Origin of the sequence: Kribbella sp. VKM Ac-2568 (assembly GCF_004345365.1) — a bacterium.
Lineage (GTDB): Bacteria > Actinomycetota > Actinomycetes > Propionibacteriales > Kribbellaceae > Kribbella > Kribbella orskensis.
On sequence record NZ_SLVF01000012.1, the window covers coordinates 67,712 to 89,125 of the forward strand.

The 21,414-nt window shown below is 68.9% G+C and carries 17 protein-coding genes and 1 pseudogene; 15 read left to right on the forward strand and 3 right to left on the reverse strand.

The annotated features are described in order from the left end of the window. The first annotated feature begins 18 nt into the window (after positions 1–18). The 9 genes and pseudogenes from EV648_RS30925 to serA all read left to right on the forward strand — a co-directional run bounded on the left by EV648_RS30925 (position 19) and on the right by serA (position 12,792). Entirely contained in the window at positions 19–1,107 is a 1,089-nt protein-coding gene (locus EV648_RS30925; protein WP_132298666.1) for an exo-alpha-sialidase, read from the forward strand. 78 nt (positions 1,108–1,185) lie between these two features. Continuing rightward, positions 1,186–1,473 carry a ubiquitin-like small modifier protein 1 gene (locus EV648_RS30930; protein WP_132298667.1) on the forward strand — a complete coding sequence of 96 codons (288 nt, stop codon included), beginning with the start codon at positions 1,186–1,188 and terminating at the stop codon, positions 1,471–1,473. A gap of 189 nt (positions 1,474–1,662) precedes the next feature. Further along, positions 1,663–3,924, forward strand: coding sequence for an MMPL family transporter (locus EV648_RS30935; protein ID WP_132298668.1), 2,262 nt, complete (start codon positions 1,663–1,665; stop codon positions 3,922–3,924). 106 nt (positions 3,925–4,030) lie between these two features. Further along, positions 4,031–5,728 (forward strand): dihydroxy-acid dehydratase, encoded by a 1,698-nt coding sequence (ilvD, locus tag EV648_RS30940; RefSeq protein WP_132298669.1) that lies wholly within the window; start codon positions 4,031–4,033, stop codon positions 5,726–5,728. A 314-nt stretch (positions 5,729–6,042) separates the two neighbouring features. Further along, positions 6,043–7,788: an acetolactate synthase large subunit gene (locus EV648_RS30945; RefSeq protein ID WP_132298670.1), complete on the forward strand. Its 1,746-nt coding sequence runs from the start codon at positions 6,043–6,045 to the stop codon at positions 7,786–7,788. An 82-nt stretch (positions 7,789–7,870) separates the two neighbouring features. Next, a pseudogene (gene ilvN, locus EV648_RS30950) lies at positions 7,871–8,374 on the forward strand (acetolactate synthase small subunit); the annotation flags it as partial. Positions 8,375–8,653: 279 nt separating this feature from the next. Beyond that, positions 8,654–9,673 (forward strand): ketol-acid reductoisomerase, encoded by a 1,020-nt coding sequence (gene ilvC, locus EV648_RS30955; RefSeq protein WP_132195401.1) that lies wholly within the window; start codon positions 8,654–8,656, stop codon positions 9,671–9,673. A 174-nt stretch (positions 9,674–9,847) separates the two neighbouring features. Continuing rightward, complete coding sequence (locus EV648_RS30960) at positions 9,848–10,987, forward strand: serine protease (protein ID WP_241995752.1); 1,140 nt, start codon at positions 9,848–9,850, stop codon at positions 10,985–10,987. 206 nt (positions 10,988–11,193) lie between these two features. After that, complete coding sequence (gene serA, locus EV648_RS30965; protein WP_132298673.1) at positions 11,194–12,792, forward strand: phosphoglycerate dehydrogenase; 1,599 nt, start codon at positions 11,194–11,196, stop codon at positions 12,790–12,792. 216 nt (positions 12,793–13,008) lie between these two features. Here the strand turns inward: serA and EV648_RS30970 are convergent, their stop codons facing one another. Beyond that, positions 13,009–13,575 carry an O-methyltransferase gene (locus EV648_RS30970; RefSeq protein WP_241995754.1) on the reverse strand — a complete coding sequence of 189 codons (567 nt, stop codon included), beginning with the start codon at positions 13,573–13,575 and terminating at the stop codon, positions 13,009–13,011. Positions 13,576–13,829: 254 nt separating this feature from the next. Between EV648_RS30970 and EV648_RS43435 the strand changes: the two genes are divergently transcribed. The 6 genes from EV648_RS43435 (at position 13,830) to EV648_RS30995 (ending at position 18,968) form a co-directional block, all read left to right on the forward strand. Next, positions 13,830–13,982 carry a hypothetical protein gene (locus EV648_RS43435; RefSeq protein ID WP_199234912.1) on the forward strand — a complete coding sequence of 51 codons (153 nt, stop codon included), beginning with the start codon at positions 13,830–13,832 and terminating at the stop codon, positions 13,980–13,982. Next, positions 13,979–15,043, forward strand: coding sequence for a 3-isopropylmalate dehydrogenase (locus tag EV648_RS30975; protein ID WP_132298675.1), 1,065 nt, complete (start codon positions 13,979–13,981; stop codon positions 15,041–15,043). The genes EV648_RS43435 and EV648_RS30975 overlap by 4 nt, the downstream gene beginning before the upstream one ends. A gap of 126 nt (positions 15,044–15,169) precedes the next feature. Next, a complete protein-coding gene (locus EV648_RS30980; protein WP_132298676.1) occupies positions 15,170–16,261 on the forward strand; it encodes a branched-chain amino acid aminotransferase in 1,092 nt (363 codons plus the stop codon). 154 nt (positions 16,262–16,415) lie between these two features. Further along, positions 16,416–16,814, forward strand: a complete 399-nt coding sequence (locus EV648_RS30985) for a hypothetical protein (protein ID WP_132298677.1) — start codon at positions 16,416–16,418, stop codon at positions 16,812–16,814. A 286-nt stretch (positions 16,815–17,100) separates the two neighbouring features. Continuing rightward, positions 17,101–18,690: a citramalate synthase gene (gene cimA, locus EV648_RS30990; protein WP_132298678.1), complete on the forward strand. Its 1,590-nt coding sequence runs from the start codon at positions 17,101–17,103 to the stop codon at positions 18,688–18,690. Beyond that, positions 18,687–18,968 carry a hypothetical protein gene (locus EV648_RS30995; protein WP_132298679.1) on the forward strand — a complete coding sequence of 94 codons (282 nt, stop codon included), beginning with the start codon at positions 18,687–18,689 and terminating at the stop codon, positions 18,966–18,968. Before cimA ends, EV648_RS30995 begins: the two co-directional genes overlap by 4 nt. Here EV648_RS30995 and EV648_RS31000 read toward each other — a convergent pair. Continuing rightward, positions 18,959–20,233, reverse strand: coding sequence for a hypothetical protein (locus tag EV648_RS31000; RefSeq protein WP_132298680.1), 1,275 nt, complete (start codon positions 20,231–20,233; stop codon positions 18,959–18,961). The genes EV648_RS30995 and EV648_RS31000 overlap by 10 nt on opposite strands. 15 nt (positions 20,234–20,248) lie before the next feature. Then, positions 20,249–21,334: an epoxide hydrolase family protein gene (locus EV648_RS31005; RefSeq protein WP_132298681.1), complete on the reverse strand. Its 1,086-nt coding sequence runs from the start codon at positions 21,332–21,334 to the stop codon at positions 20,249–20,251. Positions 21,335–21,414 lie beyond the last annotated feature (80 nt).

The following is a 21,414-nucleotide window of genomic DNA, read 5'->3' on the forward strand; positions in this document are numbered from 1 at the left end:
CCATCTGGAGGGACGACGATGTCCGAGGCCGTACTGCTGATCGGGACCAAGAAAGGGCTCTGGATCGGACGGAGCGACGCCGAGCGCCGGAAGTGGACGCTCGACGGGCCACAGTTCGAGATGCAGGGCATCTACTCCGTCGGCATCGACACCCGCGGCGACCGGCCGCGCCTGTTCACCGGCGGCACCAGCGAGCACTGGGGACCGGCCGTCTTCCACAGTGACGACCTCGGCAGGACCTGGGACGAGCCCCCGCAGGGCTCGATCGGCTTCCCCGCGGAGGCCGACGCATCGCTCGAACGCGTCTGGCAGATCCAGCCGGCGCCGGCCGACCAGCCGGGAGTCGTCTACGCCGGGGCGCAGCCGTCGTCGTTGTGGAAGTCGACCGACGGGGGAGTGAGGTTCGAGCTGGTCAGCGGCCTGTGGGATCACCCGCACCGCAAGGACTGGGGCGCGGGGTTCGGCGGGCAGGCCATCCACACCGTGCTCCCGCACCCCACGGATCCCGCCCGGATGAGCGTCGCGATGTCGACCGGCGGGGTCTACCGGACCTCCGACGGCGGTGACTCGTGGGAGCCCGCGAACCACGGGATCAAGGCGCACTTCATGCCCGACCCGGACCCCGAGTTCGGCCAGTGCGTGCACAAGCTCGCGGGGCACCCGGCGGTGCCCGAGCGGATGTTCGCGCAGAACCACCACGGCGTCTACCGGTCCGACGACGGTGGCACGATCTGGAAGTCGATCGCGGACGGGCTGCCGTCGGACTTCGGGTTCCCGATCGTGGTGCACCCGCACGAGCCCGACACGGTCTACGTCTTCCCGCTGGTCGCGGACGCGAACCGGATCCCCGCCGACGGGAAGTGCCACGTGTACCGGTCCCGCGACGCCGGATCGACCTGGGAGGCCCTGACAAACGGCCTGCCCGAGGTCCCGGCGTACGCGCCGGTGCTGCGCGACGCGCTGTGCGTCGACCAAGCGGACCCGGCGGGCGTCTACCTCGGGACCCGCGACGGGTGCGTCTACGCGAGCGCCGATGCCGGCGACACCTGGACCGAGGTGGCCCGCCACCTGCCCGACGTACTGACCGTTCGCGCCGCCGTCCTCTGACCCCCCGGTACTGCGGGTCGCCCGCCGCGGCTGGATCAGCGCGGCGGGTCGTGGCGGAACTTGAAGAGAGGTGGATCGATGGCAGTGGTGGTGAAGTTGCCGACGGTGCTGAGGCCGTTCGCAGGTGGCGTCGAGCGGGTCGAGGTCACGTCGGCAGAGGCGGAGACCACGGTCGGCGCGGTGTTCGCCGCGCTGGAGCAGGAACATCCAGCGCTGCGCCGACGCCTGACCGACGAACAAGGCGCCCTCCGGCGACACGTCAACGTCTTCCTCGGCAACGACAACGTCCGCGACCTCGACGGCCTCGGCACCACCCTGACCGACGGCGACGAACTCCTCATCCTCCCCAGCGTCGCCGGCGGCTGAGCAAGCCCGGAGCGACAAGACTGTTGGCTGGGGTTCGGCTCGACTGATAGGTGGTGACGGAACGTGGTCGCCTTGTAGCGTGGGGAGTCGGGCTGCGCCTCGGGGGTTGTGGCGAGGTTGGAGGCGCACTTACCGTCAGTTGTGGGTGCGGCCCGGCCTGCGTCCGGGCACCCGGGGGGAAGGTGCCGTATGCACGCATTGCTCGATCGTCTCGGCCGGGGGGCCGCTCGTCGTCACTGGTTCGTCATCGGCGGCTGGGTGGTGCTTGTCGCGGGGCTGTTCGTCCTCCGCTCGGCGTTCGGTGGCACCTATGTCAACGACTACACGGTCCCGGGCAGCGAGTCCTCGGCCGGCCTGAGCGTGCTGAACAAGGACTTCTCGAACCAGGGCGGTTACTCCGGCTCCATCGTCTTCCACGCGAAGTCCGGCAAGGTCTCGGATCAGGCCGACGCGGTCAAGACGTCGATGGCGGCCGTTGCCAAACTCCCCGATGTCGTCGCGGCCACCGATCCGCTGGCGACCTCGCAGACGGCGTACATCTCCAAAGATGGGGCCGTCGTCAACGCTCCCGTCTCGTTCTCGGTCGTGCCGGCGTCGCTCGACGCGACGTACCTCGACTCGCTGGACGCGGCCGTCCAACCGGCCAGGGCCGCCGGCCTCGAGGTGGAGTACGGCGGCGGCGCCGGGCAGATCGGGAAGCAGGCGGATGACGCGCTCTCGGAGGCGATCGGCCTCGGGCTCGCATTGTTGCTGCTGTTCTTGATGTTCCGGTCCATCGTGGCGGCCGGGTTGCCACTGGTCTCCGCGGTCTTCAGCGTCGGCGGGGGACTCGCCATCCTCGGCCTGCTCGCCGCCGTGAAGGACTTCCCGGTCTCGGCACCGACGGTTGCCACCCTGCTCGGCCTGGGAGTCGCGATCGACTACGGGCTCTTCCTGGTGTCCCGCCACCGTGAACAGTTGGACGACGGTATGACGGTCGAGGAATCGGTCGGCCGGGCGGAATCGACCTCAGGCGCCGCGATCCTGGTCGCCGGCGGAACGGTGGTCATCGCGATCCTCGGGCTGTACGTCTCGGGCGTGCCGTTCGTCGGCGCCCTCGGGCTCTCGTCAGCCATCGTGGTCGCAGTCACCGTCCTCGCCGCCCTCACCCTCATCCCGGCCATGCTCGGCCTGGCGAAGCTGCTGGTCCTCAACCGCGCGGACCGGCAGCACCTGGTGGCAGAGCGCGCGGTTGAAGCCGAGCTCCCGGACGAGGTCGCAGTCGCGGAGCACCGGGCGGAGGAGCGGGAGCGACGCGACGCGAAGCACGAGCAGAGCGCCTTCGCCCGATGGGGACGCCGGGTGAGCGACAAGCCGTGGCCCTACGGCATTGTCGCCACGCTCGTCCTGCTCGTCCTGGCCATCCCGCTGCTGTCGATGAACCTGGGTCAACTCGATGCCGGCACCGACCCGGCCGCCGATTCGAGCCGCAAGGCGTACGACCTGGTGGCCGAGGGATTCGGTCCGGGCGCCAACGGCCCGCTGACGGTGGTCGTGACGCTTCCGAGTGAGAGTTCGACCGACAAACAGACCCTGTTGACCAACCTTGCATCCACCCTGCAGAAGCAGGCGGGTGTGGCCGCCGTACAGCCACCCAGTACGAACAGCGCCGGCACCACGGCGATCATCAACGTCATCCCGACCACCTCACCGTCGTCGGCGGACACCGAGGACCTGGTCAACCGGATCCGGGACGACGTGTTGGCGGGTCAGCAGGAGAAGACCTACGTCGTCGGCACCACCGCGGGGTACGTCGACTTCACCGAGAAGGTGGCCGGGCGGATGCTGTGGCTGATCGGCGCCGTCGTACTGCTGGCCTTCCTGCTGCTCACGGTCGCCTTCCGGTCGATCCTGATCGGGGTCAAGGCCGCGATCCTCAACCTGCTGTCGGTCGGTGCCGCGTACGGCGTCATCGTCGCCGTCTTCCAGTGGGGCTGGGGATCCTCGCTGGTGGGGATCGAGGAGAAGGTTCCGATCCCGTCCTTCGTGCCGATGCTGATGTTCGCCATCGTGTTCGGGCTGTCGATGGACTACGAGGTGTTCCTGCTGTCCCGGGTCCATGAGGCGTGGATCGCGACCAAGGACAGCCATCGCGCGGTGGCGATCGGGATCGGCGCGACGGCCCGCGTGATCACGACGGCGGCGGCGATCATGGTCGTCGTCTTCCTGAGCTTCGTCCTCGATGACGACCCGACCGTGAAGATGCTCGCGGTCGGTATGGCGGTCGCGGTGCTCATCGACGCCAGCATCGTGCGGATGGTGCTCGTCCCGTCGGTGATGACGCTGCTCGGCGACAAGGCGTGGTGGCTCCCGCGCTGGCTGGACCGGATCATCCCGGACATCCAGCTCGAGGGTGGCCCCACCCCGCAGCCGCCGGCGCGCGAGACCCCGGCCCCCGAACGCGTCTCCTGACACCCAGCCGGTTCCAGGACGCCCAGCAGGTTTCCTGACCCCGGGTGGCTTCCTCGCTACCCGGGGTCAGGTTCCAGAACCGTGTCCGGGTCCTAGAGTGAGGACCATGTCGACCGATGCCACGCAGACCACGCCCGACATCAAGCCGAGGAGCCGGACCGTCACGGACGGGCTCGAGGCCACAGCGTCCCGGGGGATGCTCCGGGCGGTCGGGATGGGGGACGACGACTGGCTGAAGCCGCAGATCGGGGTGGCTTCCAGCTGGAACGAGATCACCCCTTGCAACCTGTCCCTCGACCGGCTCGCCAAGGCCGTCAAGGACGGCGTGCACGCGGCGAGTGGGTATCCGCTGGAGTTCGGCACGATCAGCGTGTCCGACGGCATCTCGATGGGCCACGTCGGGATGCACTACTCGCTGGTGAGCCGCGAGATCATCGCCGACTCGGTGGAGACGGTGATGGAGGCCGAGCGGCTCGACGGCTCCGTACTGCTGGCCGGCTGTGACAAGTCGCTGCCCGGCATGCTGATGGCAGCGGCCCGGCTCGATCTCGCGTCGGTCTTCCTGTACGCCGGGTCGATCATGCCGGGGAGGCTCGGCGACAAGGACGTCACGATCATCGACGCCTTCGAGGCTGTCGGTGCTTGCGCGCGAGGGTTGATCAGCCGCGAGGACGTGGACGCCGTCGAGCGCGCGATCTGCCCTGGTGAGGGTGCCTGCGGTGGGATGTACACGGCGAACACGATGGCCTCAGCGGCTGAGGCACTCGGTATGTCGTTGCCGGGCTCGGCTGCTCCGCCTGCGGTGGATCGCCGTCGCGACGGGTTTGCCCGCAAGTCGGGCGAGGCGGTGGTGAATCTGCTGGCGAACGGGATCACGGCCCGACAGATCCTCACCAAGGAAGCGTTCGAGAACGCGATCGCCGTGGTGATGGCGCTGGGTGGCTCCACCAACGCGGTACTGCATCTGCTGGCGATCGCTCGTGAGGCCGAGGTGGATCTGGCCCTCGACGACTTCAACCGGATCGGCGACAAGGTCCCGCACCTGGGCGACCTGAAGCCGTTCGGCCGGTACGTGATGACGGATGTCGACCGCGTCGGCGGGATCCCGGTGGTGATGCGGGCCTTGCTCGACGCCGATCTGCTGCACGGCGACTGCCTGACCGTGACGGGCAAGACGCTCGCGGAGAACCTGGCCGACATCGCGCCGCCCGATGTCGACGGCACGATCATCCGCGCGCTGGACCGGCCGATCCACGGCACCGGCGGCATCACCATCCTCAAGGGCACGCTCGCGCCGGAAGGCGCCGTGGTGAAGAGCGCGGGCTTCGACAGCGACGTGTTCGAGGGGACCGCGCGGGTGTTCGACGGCGAGCGGGGCGCGATGGACGCGGTCGAGGACGGCTCGCTGAAGGCCGGTGACGTGGTGGTGATCCGGTACGAGGGTCCGAAAGGCGGCCCGGGGATGCGCGAGATGCTCGCGGTCACCGGCGCGATCAAGGGCGCGGGCCTCGGCAAGGACGTCCTGCTGCTGACCGACGGCCGCTTCTCCGGCGGTACGACGGGACTCTGCGTCGGACATGTCGCCCCGGAAGCGGTGGACGGCGGCCCGATCGCCTTCGTCCGCGATGGCGACCGGATCACCCTCGACGTGAAGAACCGGACCCTCGAGCTGCACGTGGAACCGGAGGAGCTGGAGCGGCGCCGCGAGGGCTGGTCCCCGAAGGAGCCGGCCATCACCAAGGGCGTACTCGGCAAGTACCGCCGGCTGGTCGGTTCGGCCTCCGAGGGAGCAGTCTGTATCTGACGTCCTAAACTGTTCAGAAGTAAGACGAGCATCTCAACTGGTGGGACGGAACTCCGCCAGGCTTGACCGGATCGAGGGGAGTCGGCAAAGGTGACTGCATGCGATCGATTCTCCTCGTACTTGTGCGGCGCGCCGACTGACGCGACCCTGAGTCGAGCGCGCCCCCTTCAGCCCACCCGGCGGAGGGGGTTTTCTTTTTGTACGGGAGGCTTTCTGTGATCCAGAAGCCACCCAACCGGGCCCCAGGGCCGAGGACGATCGATCGCCGAACGGCCCAAGAAAAGAACCACCGTGACTGACAAGGGAAGGCACTCATGAGTGAGCAGCTGACCGGGGCACAGGCTCTGATCCGCGCACTGGAACATGCCGGAGTGGACACCGTCTTCGGCATCCCGGGCGGGGCGATCCTCCCGGCGTACGACCCGATGCTCGACTCGACCCAGATCCGCCACATCCTGGTACGTCACGAGCAGGGCGCCGGCCACGCCGCCCAGGGCTACGCCTCCGCCACCGGCAAGACCGGCGTCTGTATGGCGACCTCCGGACCGGGCGCGACCAACCTGGTGACGCCGATCGCCGACGCGTACATGGACTCGGTGCCATTGGTCGCGATCACCGGCCAGGTGGCCAGCGCCGCGATCGGCACGGACGCCTTCCAGGAGGCGGACATCCGCGGCATCACGATGCCGATCACCAAGCACAACTTCCTGGTCAACGACCCGAACGAGATCGCCAGCACGATCGCCGAGGCGTTCTATATCGCCTCGACCGGCCGCCCCGGCCCGGTGCTCGTCGACGTCACCAAGGACGCGATGCAGGCCAAGGTGGACTTCCAGTGGCCGACTGAGCTCTCGCTGCCCGGATACCGCCCGGTGACCCGCCCGCACCCCAAGCAGGTGCGCGAGGCGGCCCGGCTGATCGTCGCCGCCGAGAAGCCCGTCCTGTACGTCGGGGGCGGCGTGATCCGAGCCAAGGCGCACGTCGAGCTGAAGGAGCTCGCCGAGAAGCTCGGCATCCCGGTGGTCACCACCCTGATGGCGCGGGGCGCTCTGCCCGACACCCACCAACTGCACTTCGGCATGCCCGGCATGCACGGCTCGGTCTCGGCCGTCGGCGCACTCCAGCGGTCTGATCTGCTGATCTGTCTCGGCGCGCGGTTCGACGACCGCGTGACCGGCCAGCTCTCCTCGTTCGCCCCCGAGGCGAAGGTGATCCACGCGGACATCGACCCGGCCGAGATCGGCAAGAACCGCGCCGCCGATGTGCCGATCGTGGGTGACTGCAAGGAGGTCATCGTCGACTTGATCGCGGCGCTGACCACCGAGATCGCGAACTCCCACACCCCGGACTACTCCAGCTGGCGCAACCTGCTGGACTCGGTGAAGGCGAAGTACCCGGTCGGGTACGACGAGCCGGAGGACGGCAGCCTCTCCCCGCAGTACGTGATCCAGCGGATCGGGCAGATCGCCGGCCCGGACGCCATCTACACCAGCGGCGTCGGGCAGCACCAGATGTGGGCCGCGCACTACCTGCCGTTCGAGAAGCCGCTGCACTGGCTGAACTCCGGCGGCCTCGGCACGATGGGGTACTCCGTGCCTGCCGCGATGGGCGCCAAGGTGGCCCGGCCGGACAAGACGGTGTGGGCGATCGACGGCGACGGCTGCTTCCAGATGACGAACCAGGAGCTCGTCACCTGTGCGCTGGAGGGCATCCCGATCAAGGTCGCGGTGATCAACAACCAGTCGCTCGGCATGGTCCGGCAGTGGCAGACGCTGTTCTACGACAAGCGCTACTCCAACACCGACCTGCACTCGGCCCGGATCCCGGACTTCGCCAAGCTGGCCGAGGCGATGGGCGGCGTCGGGCTGCGGTGCTCGGACAAGGACTCCGTGGACGCCACCATCGAGAAGGCGATGGCTGTCACCGACGCGCCGGTGGTGGTCGACTTCGTCGTGCACCGCGACGCGATGGTCTGGCCGATGGTTGCCGCCGGCACCAGTAACGACGACATCCAGATCGCCCGCGACATGGCCCCCAACTGGGACTCGGAGGAACTGTAGAGATGACCGAGCAGCTCGAGGGAACCATCCAACACAGTCGAACTTGTGCCTCATCGGCGCCCGGAGCGAAGCGAGGACGTCGATGAGCAAACACACTCTTTCGATCCTGGTCGAGAACAAGCACGGTGTGCTGGCTCGCGTCGCGGCGCTGATCTCGCGGCGCGGGTTCAACATCGACTCGCTCGCGGTCGGTCCGACCGAGCACCCGGAGGTGTCCCGGATGACCATCGCGGTCAGCGTGGACGAGCAGCCGCTGGAGCAGATCACCAAGCAGCTGAACAAGCTGGTGAACGTGATCAAGATCGTCGAGCTCGAGCCCGCCGCGACCGTGCAGCGCGAACTGCTGCTGGTGAAGGTGAAGGCCGACACCCTCAGCAGGGGACAGGTGCTGGAGACCGTCCAGCTGTTCCGTGCGAAGGTGGTCGACGTGGCTCCGGACGCGATCACCATCGAGGCGACCGGCAACCCCGAGAAGCTCGAGGCCATGCTCCGGGTGCTGGAACCCTTCGGCGTCCGCGAGCTGGTCCAGTCCGGCATGGTCGCGATCGGCCGGGGCAGCCGCTCCATCTCCGACCGCACCCTGCGCCCCGTCCCGGTCCCGCCGCCGCACGTGGCGACGGGCGAGCCCGCGCTCCAGGCCAGGCCCGCGGGCCAGACGGCCGCGAACGGGGCCAATCCACCGTCCCACCCGGTGCCGGCGCCGCCGCCGGGTCACCGCCCCGCCGCTCCCGCCCGCCAGGGCTGACGGCGCATCACCCCGGCCCGCCAGGGTCAGGGCGAACCACCCAGGCCGGCACCGACGTACCGATCGTCAGTCGACCCCTCTCAAGAAAATCAAGGAGACGAGCTCCCAGTGGCAGCTGAAATGTTCTACGACGACAACGCCGACCTGTCGGTGATCCAGGGCCGTAACGTGGCCGTGCTCGGCTTCGGCAGCCAGGGCCACGCCCACGCGCTGTCCCTGCGCGACTCCGGCGTCGACGTCCGGGTCGGCCTGCCGGAGGGGTCCAAGAGCCGCGCCAAGGCCGAGGCCCAGGGGCTGCGGGTGCTGACCCCGTTCGAGGCCTGCGAGGAGGCCGACGTCATCGTCGTGCTGGCTCCGGACCCGGCCCAGCGTTCCCTCTACAAGGAGGCGATCGAGCCGAACCTGGTCGACGGCGACGCGCTCGTCTTCGGTCACGGCTTCAACATCCGGTTCGGCTACATCAAGCCCCCGGCCGGCGTCGACGTCTTCATGGTCGCGCCGAAGGGCCCGGGTCACCTGGTCCGTCGTGAGTTCAGCGAGGGTCGCGGCGTGCCGGTGCTCGTCGCGGTCGAGCAGGACCCGACCGGCAAGGCCTGGGAGCTCGCGCTGTCCTACGCCAAGGGCATCGGCGGCCTGCGGGCCGGCGGGATCAAGACCACCTTCACCGAGGAGACCGAGACCGACCTGTTCGGCGAGCAGGCCGTCCTCTGCGGTGGTGTCTCCGCGCTGATCCAGTCCGGCTTCGAGGTGCTGACCGAGGCCGGCTACCAGCCGGAGGTCGCGTACTTCGAGTGCCTGCACGAGCTGAAGCTGATCGTCGACCTGATCTACGAAGGCGGTATCGCCAAGCAGCGCTGGTCCGTGTCCGACACCGCCGAGTACGGCGACTACGTGTCCGGCCCGCGGATCATCGACGCCTCGGTGAAGCAGCGGATGAAGGAGGTCCTCGGCGACATCACCGACGGCACCTTCGCGGCCCGCTTCATCGCCGACCAGGACGCCGGCGCGCCGGAGTTCGCCGCCTTCCGGAAGAAGAGCGAGGAGCACCCGATCGAGGCGGTCGGCAAGGACCTGCGCTCCCTGATGGCCTGGGTCAAGTCGCACGACGACGACTATGTGGAGGGCACCTCCGCCCGCTGACCGCAGTACCGGCTGGACGAAACGTCCGGGTCACCGCCTCGGTGGCCCGGACGTTGTCCGTATGTTTGACACAATCGGTGACGGACCGGATCCGGGCGGGTGAGCAGGGGGCTGAGAATGGTGGAGGACGGCAGGGGTGAGCTGCCGAGGCCACCGCGACGCGTCCCCTCCGGGGTGACCGCCCAGCTGACCTCGATCCAGGCGCCCACGCCGGTGCAGTCGTCCGAGCCGCCGCTGCCGCCGAGACTGCGGTGGCGGTTCCTGATCCCGCTGATCGTGTTCGCGCTGGTCGTCGGTGCGGGAGCCGGCTGGCTGATCCGTCAGGACAGCCTGCGACTGGACACGGCCGAGGTGCTCGAACTGGCTGGTCCCAGCGTCGTCCGCGTGTTCGCGACGACCTGCGAGGGGACCGGTGAATCGACCGGCGTACTGCTGCCCGACGGCCTGATCCTCACCGCGGCCTCGGCGATCAAGCAGCCGATGTCCGTCGCCTTCCTCACCGCCGACGGCCGGGTACGCCGGGCCAACGTGCTCGGCAGCAGCTCCGACGGGGTCGCGCTGCTCCGGATGATCGGCAGGCTCGACGACCGCGCGGCCACCCTGGCGCAAGAGGTGCCTGCGCCGCGAGCAGAACTCGCGGTCCTCGGATTCATCGCGGCAGGGCGACAGTCGATCCAGCCGGTCGGCACGACCAAGGAGCCCCGACCGCTCGCGTCGGTGCTCAACCCCACCAAGCTCGGTTCCCCGGTGCTCGACAAGTCAGGCCAGGTCGTCGCCCTGATCACCGGCAACACGGTCGCCGACGCCACGATCGCCCCGCTCGCTCGGCTCCGCCAGTACTCCGGTGCCGGCGCGGAGGGGATCACGCCGGAGCCGGGTGGCAGCTGCCGGCGGGCGCGTGGGCCGCAGATCACGATGACCCCGGATCTGGTGGTAGCGAACACGCCGCTGGCCGGAGAGTCCCTGGCCGTGCTCAAGGGCTACCTGACGGCCATGAACAAGCACGACTTCCGGAGTATCCGGACGCTCTACTCGAAGCGGCTCGCCGGCAAGATGACCGAACAGCAGGACATGGACAGGCATGAGACGTCGTTCATGTTCGGGGCGAGGATCATCGAGGTGACCCGCAACGGCGTCAGCGGCGCGAACGTCCGGATGACCTTCACCGTGCTCTTCTCGCCGAACAGCAACGGCGCCGCCGGGCAGACCTGCAACCGGCTCGACAACCGGTACCAGCTGGTCCGCGAAGGCGGCCGCCTCCGCGTCGACTTGTCCCGTCAGGTGAGCGAACCGCAGAACTGCGACACCGACTGACCCCGCCCCCTCGAGCCACGCGCGGTCCGGGCTCGGCGATCGCCACGGACCACGGCGGCACGGCGTACCGGGTGCACGGGGGTACGGCGTACCGGATGGTGGCCCGGCGGATGGGTGGAACCGGGACGGGGTACCATCGAGTACAGCGGGCACAGCGCGGTGCTCTGACTCTACGAGCCCCTACCGCTTCTGCAGGAGATATCTCCATGACTGTCGCAGCCCGACCCGTCGTCCTGATCGCCGAAGAACTGTCCCCGGCCACCGTCGAGGCGCTCGGCCCCGACTTCGAGATCCGGCAGATCAACGGCGCCGACCGCGCCGAGCTGATCCCGGCCATCGCCGACGTCGACGCGATCCTGATCCGCTCCGCCACCAAGGTGGACGCCGAGGCGCTCGCCGCCGCCAAGAAGCTCAAGGTCGTCGCCCGCGCCGGCGTCGGCCTCGACAACGTCGACGTGAAGGCCGCGACCCAGGCCGGCGTGATGGTCGTCAACGCGCCGACCTCCAACATCATCAGCGCCGCCGAGCTCGCCGTCGCGCTGCTGCTGGCCGCCGCCCGCCGGGTGCCGGCCGCCGACCTGTCGCTGAAGAACGGCGAGTGGAAGCGCAGCAAGTTCAGCGGCGTCGAGCTGTTCGAGAAGACCGTCGGCATCGTCGGCCTCGGCAAGATCGGCGTCCTGGTCGCGCAGCGGCTGGCCGCCTTCGGCATGAACGTGATCGCGTACGACCCGTACGTGCAGGCCGGCCGCGCCGCCCAGATGGGGGTCCGGCTCGCCTCCCTCGACGAGCTGCTGGCCGCCAGCGACTTCATCTCCGTGCACCTGCCGAAGACGCCGGAGACGATCGGCCTGATCGGTGACGAGCAGCTGCACAAGGTGAAGCCCGAGGTCATCATCGTGAACGCCGCCCGTGGCGGAATCGTCGACGAGCAGGCTCTCCACAGTGCTTTGAAGGAAGGCCGGGTGGCGGCGGCCGGGCTGGACGTGTTCGCCAAGGAGCCGTGCACGGACTCCCCGCTGTTCGAGTTCGACAACGTCGTCGCCACCCCGCACCTGGGCGCCTCCACCGACGAGGCACAGGAGAAGGCCGGTATCGCCGTCGCCAAGTCCGTCCGCCTCGCGCTGTCCGGCGAGCTGGTCCCGGACGCGGTCAACGTCCAGGGCGGCGTGATCGCCGAGGACGTCCGGCCGGGCATCGCGCTGACCGAGAAGCTCGGCCGGATCTTCACCGCGCTGGCCGGTGGCGTCGCCCAGCAGCTCGACGTCGAGGTTCGCGGCGAGATCACGCAGTACGACGTGAAGGTGCTCGAGCTGGCCGCGCTCAAGGGTGTGTTCGCGGACGTCGTCGAGGACAACGTCTCCTACGTGAACGCGCCGCTGCTCGCGGCCGAGCGTGGTCTCGAGGTCCGGCTGGTCACCGACCACGACAGCCCGGAGCACCGCAACCTGATCACCCTGCGCGGCACCCTCGCCGACGGCGGGCAGGTGTCGGTGTCCGGCACGCTGGTCGGCGTCAAGCAGTCCGAGCGGCTGGTCGAGATCGACGGGTTCGACCTGGAGATCGAGCTCTCGGCGCACCTGGCCTTCCTCAGCTACGAGGACCGGCCGGGCATCGTGGGTGCGGTCGGGCGGATCCTCGGCGAGTCCGACATCAACATCGCGGGCATGCAGGTCAGCCGCGACCGCAAGGGCGGCAAGGCGCTGGTCGCGCTCAGCGTCGACTCCAGCATCAGCCCCGCCGTCCTCGACGACATCGCCACCGTGGTCCAGGCGGACACGGCCCGCACGGTCGACCTCGAGGCCTGACAGCAACACCCTCGGGTGAGCGGTCGACCCGGGGGTTCCGTCAGACTGGAAAAGGACCGGCCTGCCGCCCGCAGGCGCATGGCGGCCGGCCAGGGCCCGAGCCCTCCCACCGGGAGCGCGCTCGGGCCTGCCTTTGGTTGCATGACCCACGCACCCCGGGTCGCGGCTAATTGGCAGCGCGGGTGCGACGTAGGAGACCGCGTGGCGGCGGAGTACTCAGCGCTTGGTGGCTAGGAGTACTGCGGCGTCGGGGGCGACCATTACCTCGACGGTGGTGAAGCGTTTGTCCTGGAGCCATTCCTGGCGCAACGTGTCGACGCGGCCCTCGTACATGGGGGGCCAGACCATCGACGGGGTGAAGTCGTCCAGTACTACGAAGCCGCCGGGTTCGACTGCTTCGGCGATGACGTCGCGGGCGGAGAGTTTCGCCTCGCGGGCGTCGACGAACAGCAGGGAGAACGGGCCGCGCTCGATCAGGGCCGTCCAGTCCGCCGCGAGTACCTCGATCCGGCCGTCGTCCGCGAACAGTTCGGCGACCACCTTGGCCAGTTGCGGGTCGCTCTCGGCCGTGACGATCTTCGTGCTGTCGGTAGCGCCGTGGCGCAGCCAGGCCGAGCCGACGCCGCAACCAGTGCCGACCTCGCCGAGAGTTCCGGTGCGGGAGGCCGCCAGGGTGGCGAGCAGTCGGCCGGTCTCGTTCCGGGTCGCACTGACGAATCCGCGCCGGCCGGACAGGCTGAGTGCCGCGGAAACCAGCGGCGGTAGTTCAGGGGGAGCGCTCACCGGTTGAGAGTTGCACAGCATCGGGCCAGCGGTGTCACCGGCATCTCACATGCCGAGACATGATGACCGCATGGTGGCGAATTAGTCGGACGTCAGAGTATCTTCGTCCCCATCATGCAGTTCGCGGTACGCCTTATTTGCTGCCGCGCCGGGATTCGCTAAGGCCGACCCCCCGGCGCGGGTTCCGGCGTACCTCCCGCCCGGTAGCGCCACCGTCGGCCGTTTCTCGACAGCGAGTTCAACGGGAGAGCAGCATGTACGACATGTATCCGGCCACCTGGAAGGTCGTCGACGGACGCGAGCGCAAGGCCGCCCGCCGTCGCCGCCCCGCCCCGCGTCAGGCCGACAACCAGCCAGTCCAAGAGGCCATGAACCGCCGCGACAACGGGGGAGAACCCAAGAAGTGAGCACGCAACAGCACTCCACGAAGACGACCTTCACGCTCGCGGTGGTCGGTGGCGACGGGATCGGACCCGAGGTCACGGTGGAGGCCCTGAAGGTTCTCGACGCGGTCAGCGCGAACTACGGCGTCACCTTCGAGCCCACGGAGTACGACCTGGGCGCCAAGCGCTGGCACGCCACCGGCGAGACGCTGCCGGACGCCGAGCTCGAGGAGATCCGCAAGCACGACGCGATCCTGCTCGGCGCCGTCGGCGACCCGACCGTTCCGTCCGGCGTGCTGGAGCGCGGTCTGCTGCTGAAGCTTCGCTTCGCGCTGGACCACTACGTGAACCTCCGCCCGTCGAAGGTCTACCCGTCGGTCGGCTCGCCACTGGCGAACCCGGGCGAGGTCGACTTCGTCGTCGTCCGCGAGGGCACCGAGGGCCCGTACGTCGGCAACGGCGGCGCGCTCCGGGTCGGCACCCCCGCCGAGATCGCCACCGAGGTCTCCGTGAACACCGCGTACGGCGTGGAGCGGGTCGTGCGCGACGCGTTCGCCCGGGCGCAGGCGCGGCCCCGCAAGAAGCTGACGCTCGTCCACAAGAACAACGTGCTCGTGCACGCGGGTCACCTGTGGAAGCGGACCGTGGACGCGATCGCGCCGGAGTTCCCGGACGTCACCGTGGACTACCTGCACGTGGACGCGGCGACGATCTTCATGGTCACCGACCCGGCGCGGTTCGACGTGATCGTCACCGACAACCTGTTCGGCGACATCATCACCGACCTGGCCGCCGCGATCAGCGGTGGCATCGGGCTGGCCGCGAGCGGCAACATCAATCCGGACCGGACCGCGCCGAGCATGTTCGAGCCGGTGCACGGCTCCGCCCCGGACATCGCCGGCCAGCAGAAGGCGGACCCGACGGCGGCGATCCTGTCCACCGCGCTGCTCTGCGACCACCTCGGACTGACCGAGGCCGCGGCCGCGATCGAGGCCGCGGTGACGGCCGACATCGAGGAGCGCACCGGTCACGCGCGGACCACCGCGGAGATCGGTGATGCGATCGCCAAGCGCGCCGCCGGCTGAAAGTGGAGGCTCGCATGACCACTTCGGCAAGAGGTACGGTGCGGCTATGAGTGAGCGTAGCGAGCGAACCAACAGAACTGCCGCCTCCGCGCTCATGCCAGAACCGAGCGCTAGCGAGGTGCAGGCATGAGCGCCGATCTGCAGTTCACCGTTGAGCCAAACACCCAACCGGCCAGCGACGACCAGCGCGCCCAGATCCTGGCGAACCCGGGATTCGGGCAGTACTTCTCCGACCACATGGCGATCGCCACCTGGAACAAGGAGAACGGCTGGCACGACGCGAGGATCACCGCCTTCGGACCGCTGGAGCTGTCTCCCGCGACCTCGGTGTTCCACTACGCCCAGACGATCTTCGAGGGGATGAAGGCCTACCGGCACCCTGACGACTCGATCCACATGTTCCGCCCGGAGGCGAACGCGGCCCGGTTCGCCCGGTCCGCCCGGCGGCTCGCATTGCCGGAACTTCCCGAGGACGCGTTCCTGGACTCGCTGCGCAAGCTGGTCGAGATCGACAAGGCCTGGGTCCCCGGAGGTGGAGAGACGTCCCTGTACCTGCGGCCCTTCATGTTCGGCTCCGACCCCTTCCTCGGCGTCCGCCCGTCCGCGCAGGTGACGTACTGCGCGATCACGTCGCCGGCCGGCTCGTACTTCGCGAAGGGCGTCAAGCCGGTACGGATCTGGCTGAGCGAGGAGTACACGCGCGCAGCGCCCGGTGGCACCGGAGCGGCGAAGACGGGCGGCAACTACGCCTCGTCACTGCTCGCCCAGGCCGAGGCCACCGAGCAGGACTGTGACCAGGTCGCCTTCCTCGACGCCGTCGAGAAGAGGTGGATCGAAGAGCTCGGCGGGATGAACCTGTACTTCGTGCTCGACGACAACTCGGTCGTCACGCCCGAGCTGTCCGGCACGATCCTCGAGGGCATCACCCGCGACTCGATCCTGAAGCTCGTCACCGATCTCGGCTACACCGTGACCGAGCGGAAGATCTCGATCGACGAGTGGCGCGAGGGTGCCGCCTCCGGCAAGATCCGCGAGGTGTTCGCCTGCGGCACGGCCGCGGTGATCACCCCGGTCGCCTCGCTGAAGTGGAACGGCGGCGAGGTGCAGGTGGCCGACGGCAATGGTGGCCCCGTCACGGGCGCCGTCCGAACTGCCCTGCTCGACGTCCAGTACGGTCGCACCGCCGACCCGCACAACTGGATGACGAAGGTCTGCTGAACACTCGGACAACGCGCCCGGAGAACCTCATGTTCTCCGGGCGCTTCCGCGTTGCGGGGCTGGATTTCACAGCATCTTCTCAGGTGTGCCCGGCGTATGGCGGTGGCCGCGTTGGATAGGGTCGAGGCACCGATTCCGACTCGAGGGCGAGGGTATGAGCAGCTTCCCGGAGGATGTCGAGGCCTACTACGCGGAGCTCGCGGACAGGCGCGACTGGCCGGCCGAGACCCGGCGTGCGATCCGGTCGACGGTGGAGCTGATCAGGGATCTCGACCGGGGGACCGCGCCCCGGACGTTCGGCGCGCTCGCCGACGAGGCCGGCACCGACTGGCTGTACGAGGCGGTCTGGCACGAGCGGGAGTGGGTGGTGGTCCGCCAGCTCGGCGTGGCCGAGGACGGCACCATCACCCGGTACTGGTGGCAGCGCCTCGAGGACGACGAGGGCATGCTCGCCGACCAGGCGCTGGACCGGGACGAGTGGGGTCTGCGCCCGCTGAGCCGGGAGGACTTCTACACCGCCTGGGACGACCCGGGCTGGTCGCTGACCGCCTGAATCAGCCCTTCTGCCGGGTTGATCCTGGACTCTGACGGACGCGGCAGTACTGGTCGGCGTACCGGATGTTCGCGTTTCGAGACATTTCGCCGCCCCGTGGACTTCCTGTGGCAGACTGCGAAATGTCATGAAGAACTACCGGGTCATCATTAGCTAGGCGCGCTCAGCAAGCACCACCTGAGCGCGCAGACCTCTCGCACCTTGCGGGAGGTTTTTTGTTTGCCCGACCTGGACCAGACCACCGCCAGACCAGCGCCAGACCAGCCCCCACCGGAAGGCGATCCCTGTGAGTACATCCGACGAGTTCCACGTCTACGACACGACTCTGCGCGACGGTGCGCAGCAGGAGGGTCTGGCGCTGTCCGTGGCCGACAAGATCGCCATCGCGCAGCACCTGGACGACTTGGGCGTCGGCTTCATCGAGGGCGGCTGGCCGGGGGCGGTGCCGAAGGACACCGAGTTCTTCGCGCGGGCGCGGACCGAGCTGCACCTGCGGCACGCGACCTTCGCGGCCTTCGGTGCGACCCGCAAGCCCGAGACGACGGCCGCCGACGACCAGCAGGTGGCCGCGCTGCGCGACTCCGGCGCCGCAGTCGTCACATTGGTTGCCAAGAGCCACGACGCGCACGTCGAACGGGCCTTGCGCACCACGCTCGACGAGAACCTGAAGATGGTTGCCGACACCGTCCAGCACCTGCGCGAGCACGGGCAGCGGGTCTTCCTCGACACCGAGCACTTCTTCGACGGCTACCGGGCCAACCGCGCTTATGCCCTGGAGGTAGTACGTGTCGCCGCGGAGGCGGGCGCCGATGTCGTGGCGCTCTGCGACACCAACGGCGGCACCCTGCCGAGGGAGCTACAGGAGATCGTCCGCGACGTCCTCGAGACGACCGGCGCCCGGCTCGGCATCCACGCCCACAACGACGGCGGCTGTGCGGTGGCGAACTCCATCGCCGCTGTCGAGGCCGGCTGCACGCACGTCCAGGGCACCATCAACGGGTACGGCGAACGTACCGGGAACGCGGATCTGCTCGCGGTGGTCGCCAACCTCGAGCTCAAGCGCGGGATGGAGCTCCTCCCGCCCGGCAAGCTAGCCGAGTCGTTCCGGATCGCCCACGCGATCGCCGAAGTGACGAACGTGCCGCCGTCGACCCGGCAGCCGTACGTCGGGGTGTCCGCTTTCGCCCACAAGGCGGGACTGCACGCCAGCGCCATCAAGGTGGATCCCGACCTCTACCAGCACACGGATCCGGCCCTGGTGGGCAACGACATGCGCATGCTCGTCTCGGAGATGGCCGGCCGGGCGAGCGTCGAGCTGAAGGGCCGCGAGCTCGGCTTCGACCTCGGCAACGATCGCGACCTGGTCAGCCGGGTCACCGAGCGGGTCAAGGAGATGGAGTCGCGCGGCTACACCTTCGAGGCCGCGGACGCGTCGTTCGAGCTGCTGCTGACCGAGGAGGTCACCGGCAGCCGGGCGAGCTTCTTCGACGTCGAGTCGTGGCGTGTGATCACCGAGTCCCGCGCCGACGGCGAGGCGGTGTCGGAGTCCACGGTGAAGCTGGTCGCGGGCGGCGAGCGCGAGATCGTCACGGGCGAGGGCAACGGCCCGGTGAACGCGCTCGACCACGCACTGCGGACCGCGATCGAGCGGGCCTACCCGGTGGTGAACAAGTTCGAGCTGGTCGACTACAAGGTCCGGATCCTCGATCAGGGGCACGGCACGGACGCGGTAATCAGAGTTCTCATCGAGACTGCCGACGGCGAAGGATCCTGGTTCACCGTCGGGGTCGGCCACAACATCGTCGAAGCCTCGTGGGAGGCACTGGTCGACGGATTCACCTACGGTCTGCTCCGCCACAAGGAGGTCGCCCGATGACCGCACTGGCAACCCTCGCACCCCGTACCGCGGACGCCGCGCCCGCGTACGTCGTACCGGAGCGGGTGGTCACTGTCTTCACCGCGCAGGTGGTCGAGACCCGCGGACTGCTGGCCCGGATCGCGGTCCAGCTGAACCCGTACGACGTGCGCGAACTGAAGCTGTGCCTGCAGACGTGCACGCTCCGGGTCGTCGTCGAGGGCGCGGGCTTCGACGCCGGCCGCGTCGCCGCCCGCCTCGACAAGATCGTCGGCGTCCTCGAGGTCAGCTACAGCTGAGCCCGCTCAAGGTCTAGCGCCAGGGCAGCAGTCCAGCTGAAGTCGCGAGCGCCCCGAGCCTCACCCGTGTACGGATCCACGTATTCGGCGAAGTCGGTCGCGGCAGCCAACTCCAGTACGTCGGTGCGCAGCGCGTCGGCGAGTTCCGCCTGGCCGAGGCCGACCAGGCCGCGGTGGATCAGCCAGGCGGTGTTGAACCAACTCGGCCCACGCCAGTACCGCCCGGGTTCGAACGCGGGACCTGTCAGGTCGTAGCTCGGCACCATCCGCACCTCGCCGAGCCGGAACCGCGGGCCGCGTGCGGTGGTCAGTAGTTCCGTTGCCACCGGCAACCCGTCGACCAGCAATGGGATCAGGCCCGCGATGGTGTCGGCGGCAACCAGGTCGCCGCCGGCCAGGTCCCGCGACCGGAAGATGCCGTCGGCAAACAGTTCCTTGACCAGGGCAGCGGTGAGCTCGGCGGCCGCCTGGAGATGCGGAGCCGGGTCAAGCGAAAGGGCCTTGGCGACCGACACCAGCGCGTGCTCGGAGGCGATCAGCAGGGCGTTGAAGCACGGGTCTTCCAGCGCGAAGGCGAACGGCGTCGCCGCATCGTCGTATCCGTGGTCCCGGTAGGTTGCCGCGAGTTGCACGTAGCGCCCGTAGTCCAGGTCGGTCGGGCGGTCGTCGTCCTTCGCGTGGTCGGTGTCGCGTCGGGTGAACGACCCGGCCGGGGCCGGCTCGACCCTCGCCAGGGCACCGTCCCAGGCCGGGCTGTTGTCCATGCCGGACTCCCAGGGATGCACGATCGCGACCAGCCCGCGGCCGCCGACGTCCCGGTGCTCGCGGAGATAGGCATGCCAGGCAACGAGCTTCGGGTATGCCCCGGCCAGGAAGTTCCGGCGTACGGACTCCTGCTCGTCGGCCTGGTGGGTGAGCCAGACAGCGAGCGCGTGCACCGGTGGCTGCACGATCCCGGACGTCTCGACGCCGCTGGGCGTGCTCGCCTGCCAGAAGTCGGGGCCTGGGAAGTAGGCGTCGCGGGGGACCGAGGGGGAGAAGTTGATGTGCGGGATCCGGCCGTCGGCCCACTGCGACTCGAACAGCGACTCCAGCTCGACCTGCGCCCGCTGCGGTGACAGGTGACGCAGGCCGATCGCGATGAACGCGGAGTCCCAGCTCCACTGGTGCGGGTACAGCGAGTGCGACGGCACTGTCGAGCGCCCGGTCCAGTTGCCGAACAGAACCCGGGCCGCGGCCGAAGGATCGGCCTCTTCGATCGTCATGTGGGCAACTGTGCTCTAGCTCTGCAGCAGTTGGAAGAACCTCGTCACGTCGGCGGCGAACAGGTCGGGGACCTCGAGGGCGGCGAAATGACCGCCGTGCTCGAACTCGGTCCACTGTGCCACCTGGTACGAGTGCTCGACGTGCGGCCGGATCGCCAGGGTGATGTCGTGCGGCAGCACCGCCACTGCGAGAGGTGCCGCGCAGACCGGAGGTGTGGTCACGGCCGACTCCTTGGTCAGCCGGGCGGACGACCCCGCTGTACCGGTCAGCCAGTAGAGCGTGACGTTGGTGAGCAGGTGGTCGATCGGGATCTCCGAGGCCGGGTCGGTCCACTCGGTGAACTTCTCCGCGATCCAGGCCAACTGGCCGATGGGGGAGTCGGTCAGCGCGTACGAGATGGTCTGCGGCCGGGTCGCCTGTAACGCCTGGTACGCCGGGCGGTTCGCCATCATCGCCTTGATCCGGTCGACCCGCCGGGTGTCCTCCTCGTCGAGGTCGAACTCGACCCCCTTCGGCGGAGGCAGCGGCAGGTAGGTGACGTGGACGCCGACCACTTGGTCCGGGGCGACGTCCGCCAGCGCCCGGGCGATCCCCGATCCAAAGTCGCCACCCTGAGCGCCGTACCGGTCGTAGCCGAGGCGGTTCATCAGTTCGGCCCAGGCCCGGGCGACGCGGTGGATGTCCCAGCCCTGTTCGTGTGTCTGGCCGGAGAACCCGAAGCCGGGGATCGACGGGATGACCAGGTGGAAGTTCTCCGCGAGCGGCCGGATCACGCCGATGAACTCGAGGAACGAGCCCGGCCAGCCGTGCGTGAGGATCAGCGGCAGCGCCTCGGGGTTGGCCGAGCGGACGTGCACGAAGTGGATCCGCTGCCCGTCGATCTCGGTCGTGTACTGCGGCAGTTCGTTCAGCCGGGCTTCTTGCTTGCGCCAGTCGTACGCCGTGCGCCAGTGCTCGGCGAGTTCCTTCATCCGCGCGAGCGGGATGCCGTAGTCCCAGCCGGCGTCGGGGAGCTCGTCGGGCCACCGGGTCTTCGCCAGACGGTCGGCCAGGTCGTCGAGGTCGGCCTGCGGGATGTCGATGGTGAACGGCTCGATCATGATCGTCTCCTTTGTTGGTGCGACCAACGATAACTCATAATCGTTGGTCGCACCAACAGAATTTCAGGAGATCAGTCCCA

What these genes read in the sequence shown, in the direction of transcription:
- EV648_RS30925 (WP_132298666.1), top strand. Translation starts at nt 19, where the DNA reads ATGTCCGAGGCCGTACTGCTGATCGGGACCAAGAAAGGGCTCTGGATC.
- EV648_RS30930 (WP_132298667.1), top strand. Translation starts at nt 1,186, where the DNA reads ATGGCAGTGGTGGTGAAGTTGCCGACGGTGCTGAGGCCGTTCGCAGGT.
- EV648_RS30935 (WP_132298668.1), top strand. Translation starts at nt 1,663, where the DNA reads ATGCACGCATTGCTCGATCGTCTCGGCCGGGGGGCCGCTCGTCGTCAC.
- ilvD (WP_132298669.1), top strand. Translation starts at nt 4,031, where the DNA reads ATGTCGACCGATGCCACGCAGACCACGCCCGACATCAAGCCGAGGAGC.
- EV648_RS30945 (WP_132298670.1), top strand. Translation starts at nt 6,043, where the DNA reads ATGAGTGAGCAGCTGACCGGGGCACAGGCTCTGATCCGCGCACTGGAA.
- ilvC (WP_132195401.1), top strand. Translation starts at nt 8,654, where the DNA reads ATGTTCTACGACGACAACGCCGACCTGTCGGTGATCCAGGGCCGTAAC.
- serA (WP_132298673.1), top strand. Translation starts at nt 11,194, where the DNA reads ATGACTGTCGCAGCCCGACCCGTCGTCCTGATCGCCGAAGAACTGTCC.
- EV648_RS43435 (WP_199234912.1), top strand. Translation starts at nt 13,830, where the DNA reads ATGTACGACATGTATCCGGCCACCTGGAAGGTCGTCGACGGACGCGAG.
- EV648_RS30980 (WP_132298676.1), top strand. Translation starts at nt 15,170, where the DNA reads ATGAGCGCCGATCTGCAGTTCACCGTTGAGCCAAACACCCAACCGGCC.
- EV648_RS30985 (WP_132298677.1), top strand. Translation starts at nt 16,416, where the DNA reads ATGAGCAGCTTCCCGGAGGATGTCGAGGCCTACTACGCGGAGCTCGCG.
- EV648_RS30995 (WP_132298679.1), top strand. Translation starts at nt 18,687, where the DNA reads ATGACCGCACTGGCAACCCTCGCACCCCGTACCGCGGACGCCGCGCCC.
- EV648_RS31000 (WP_132298680.1), bottom strand. Translation starts at nt 20,233, where the DNA reads ATGACGATCGAAGAGGCCGATCCTTCGGCCGCGGCCCGGGTTCTGTTC.
- EV648_RS31005 (WP_132298681.1), bottom strand. Translation starts at nt 21,334, where the DNA reads ATGATCGAGCCGTTCACCATCGACATCCCGCAGGCCGACCTCGACGAC.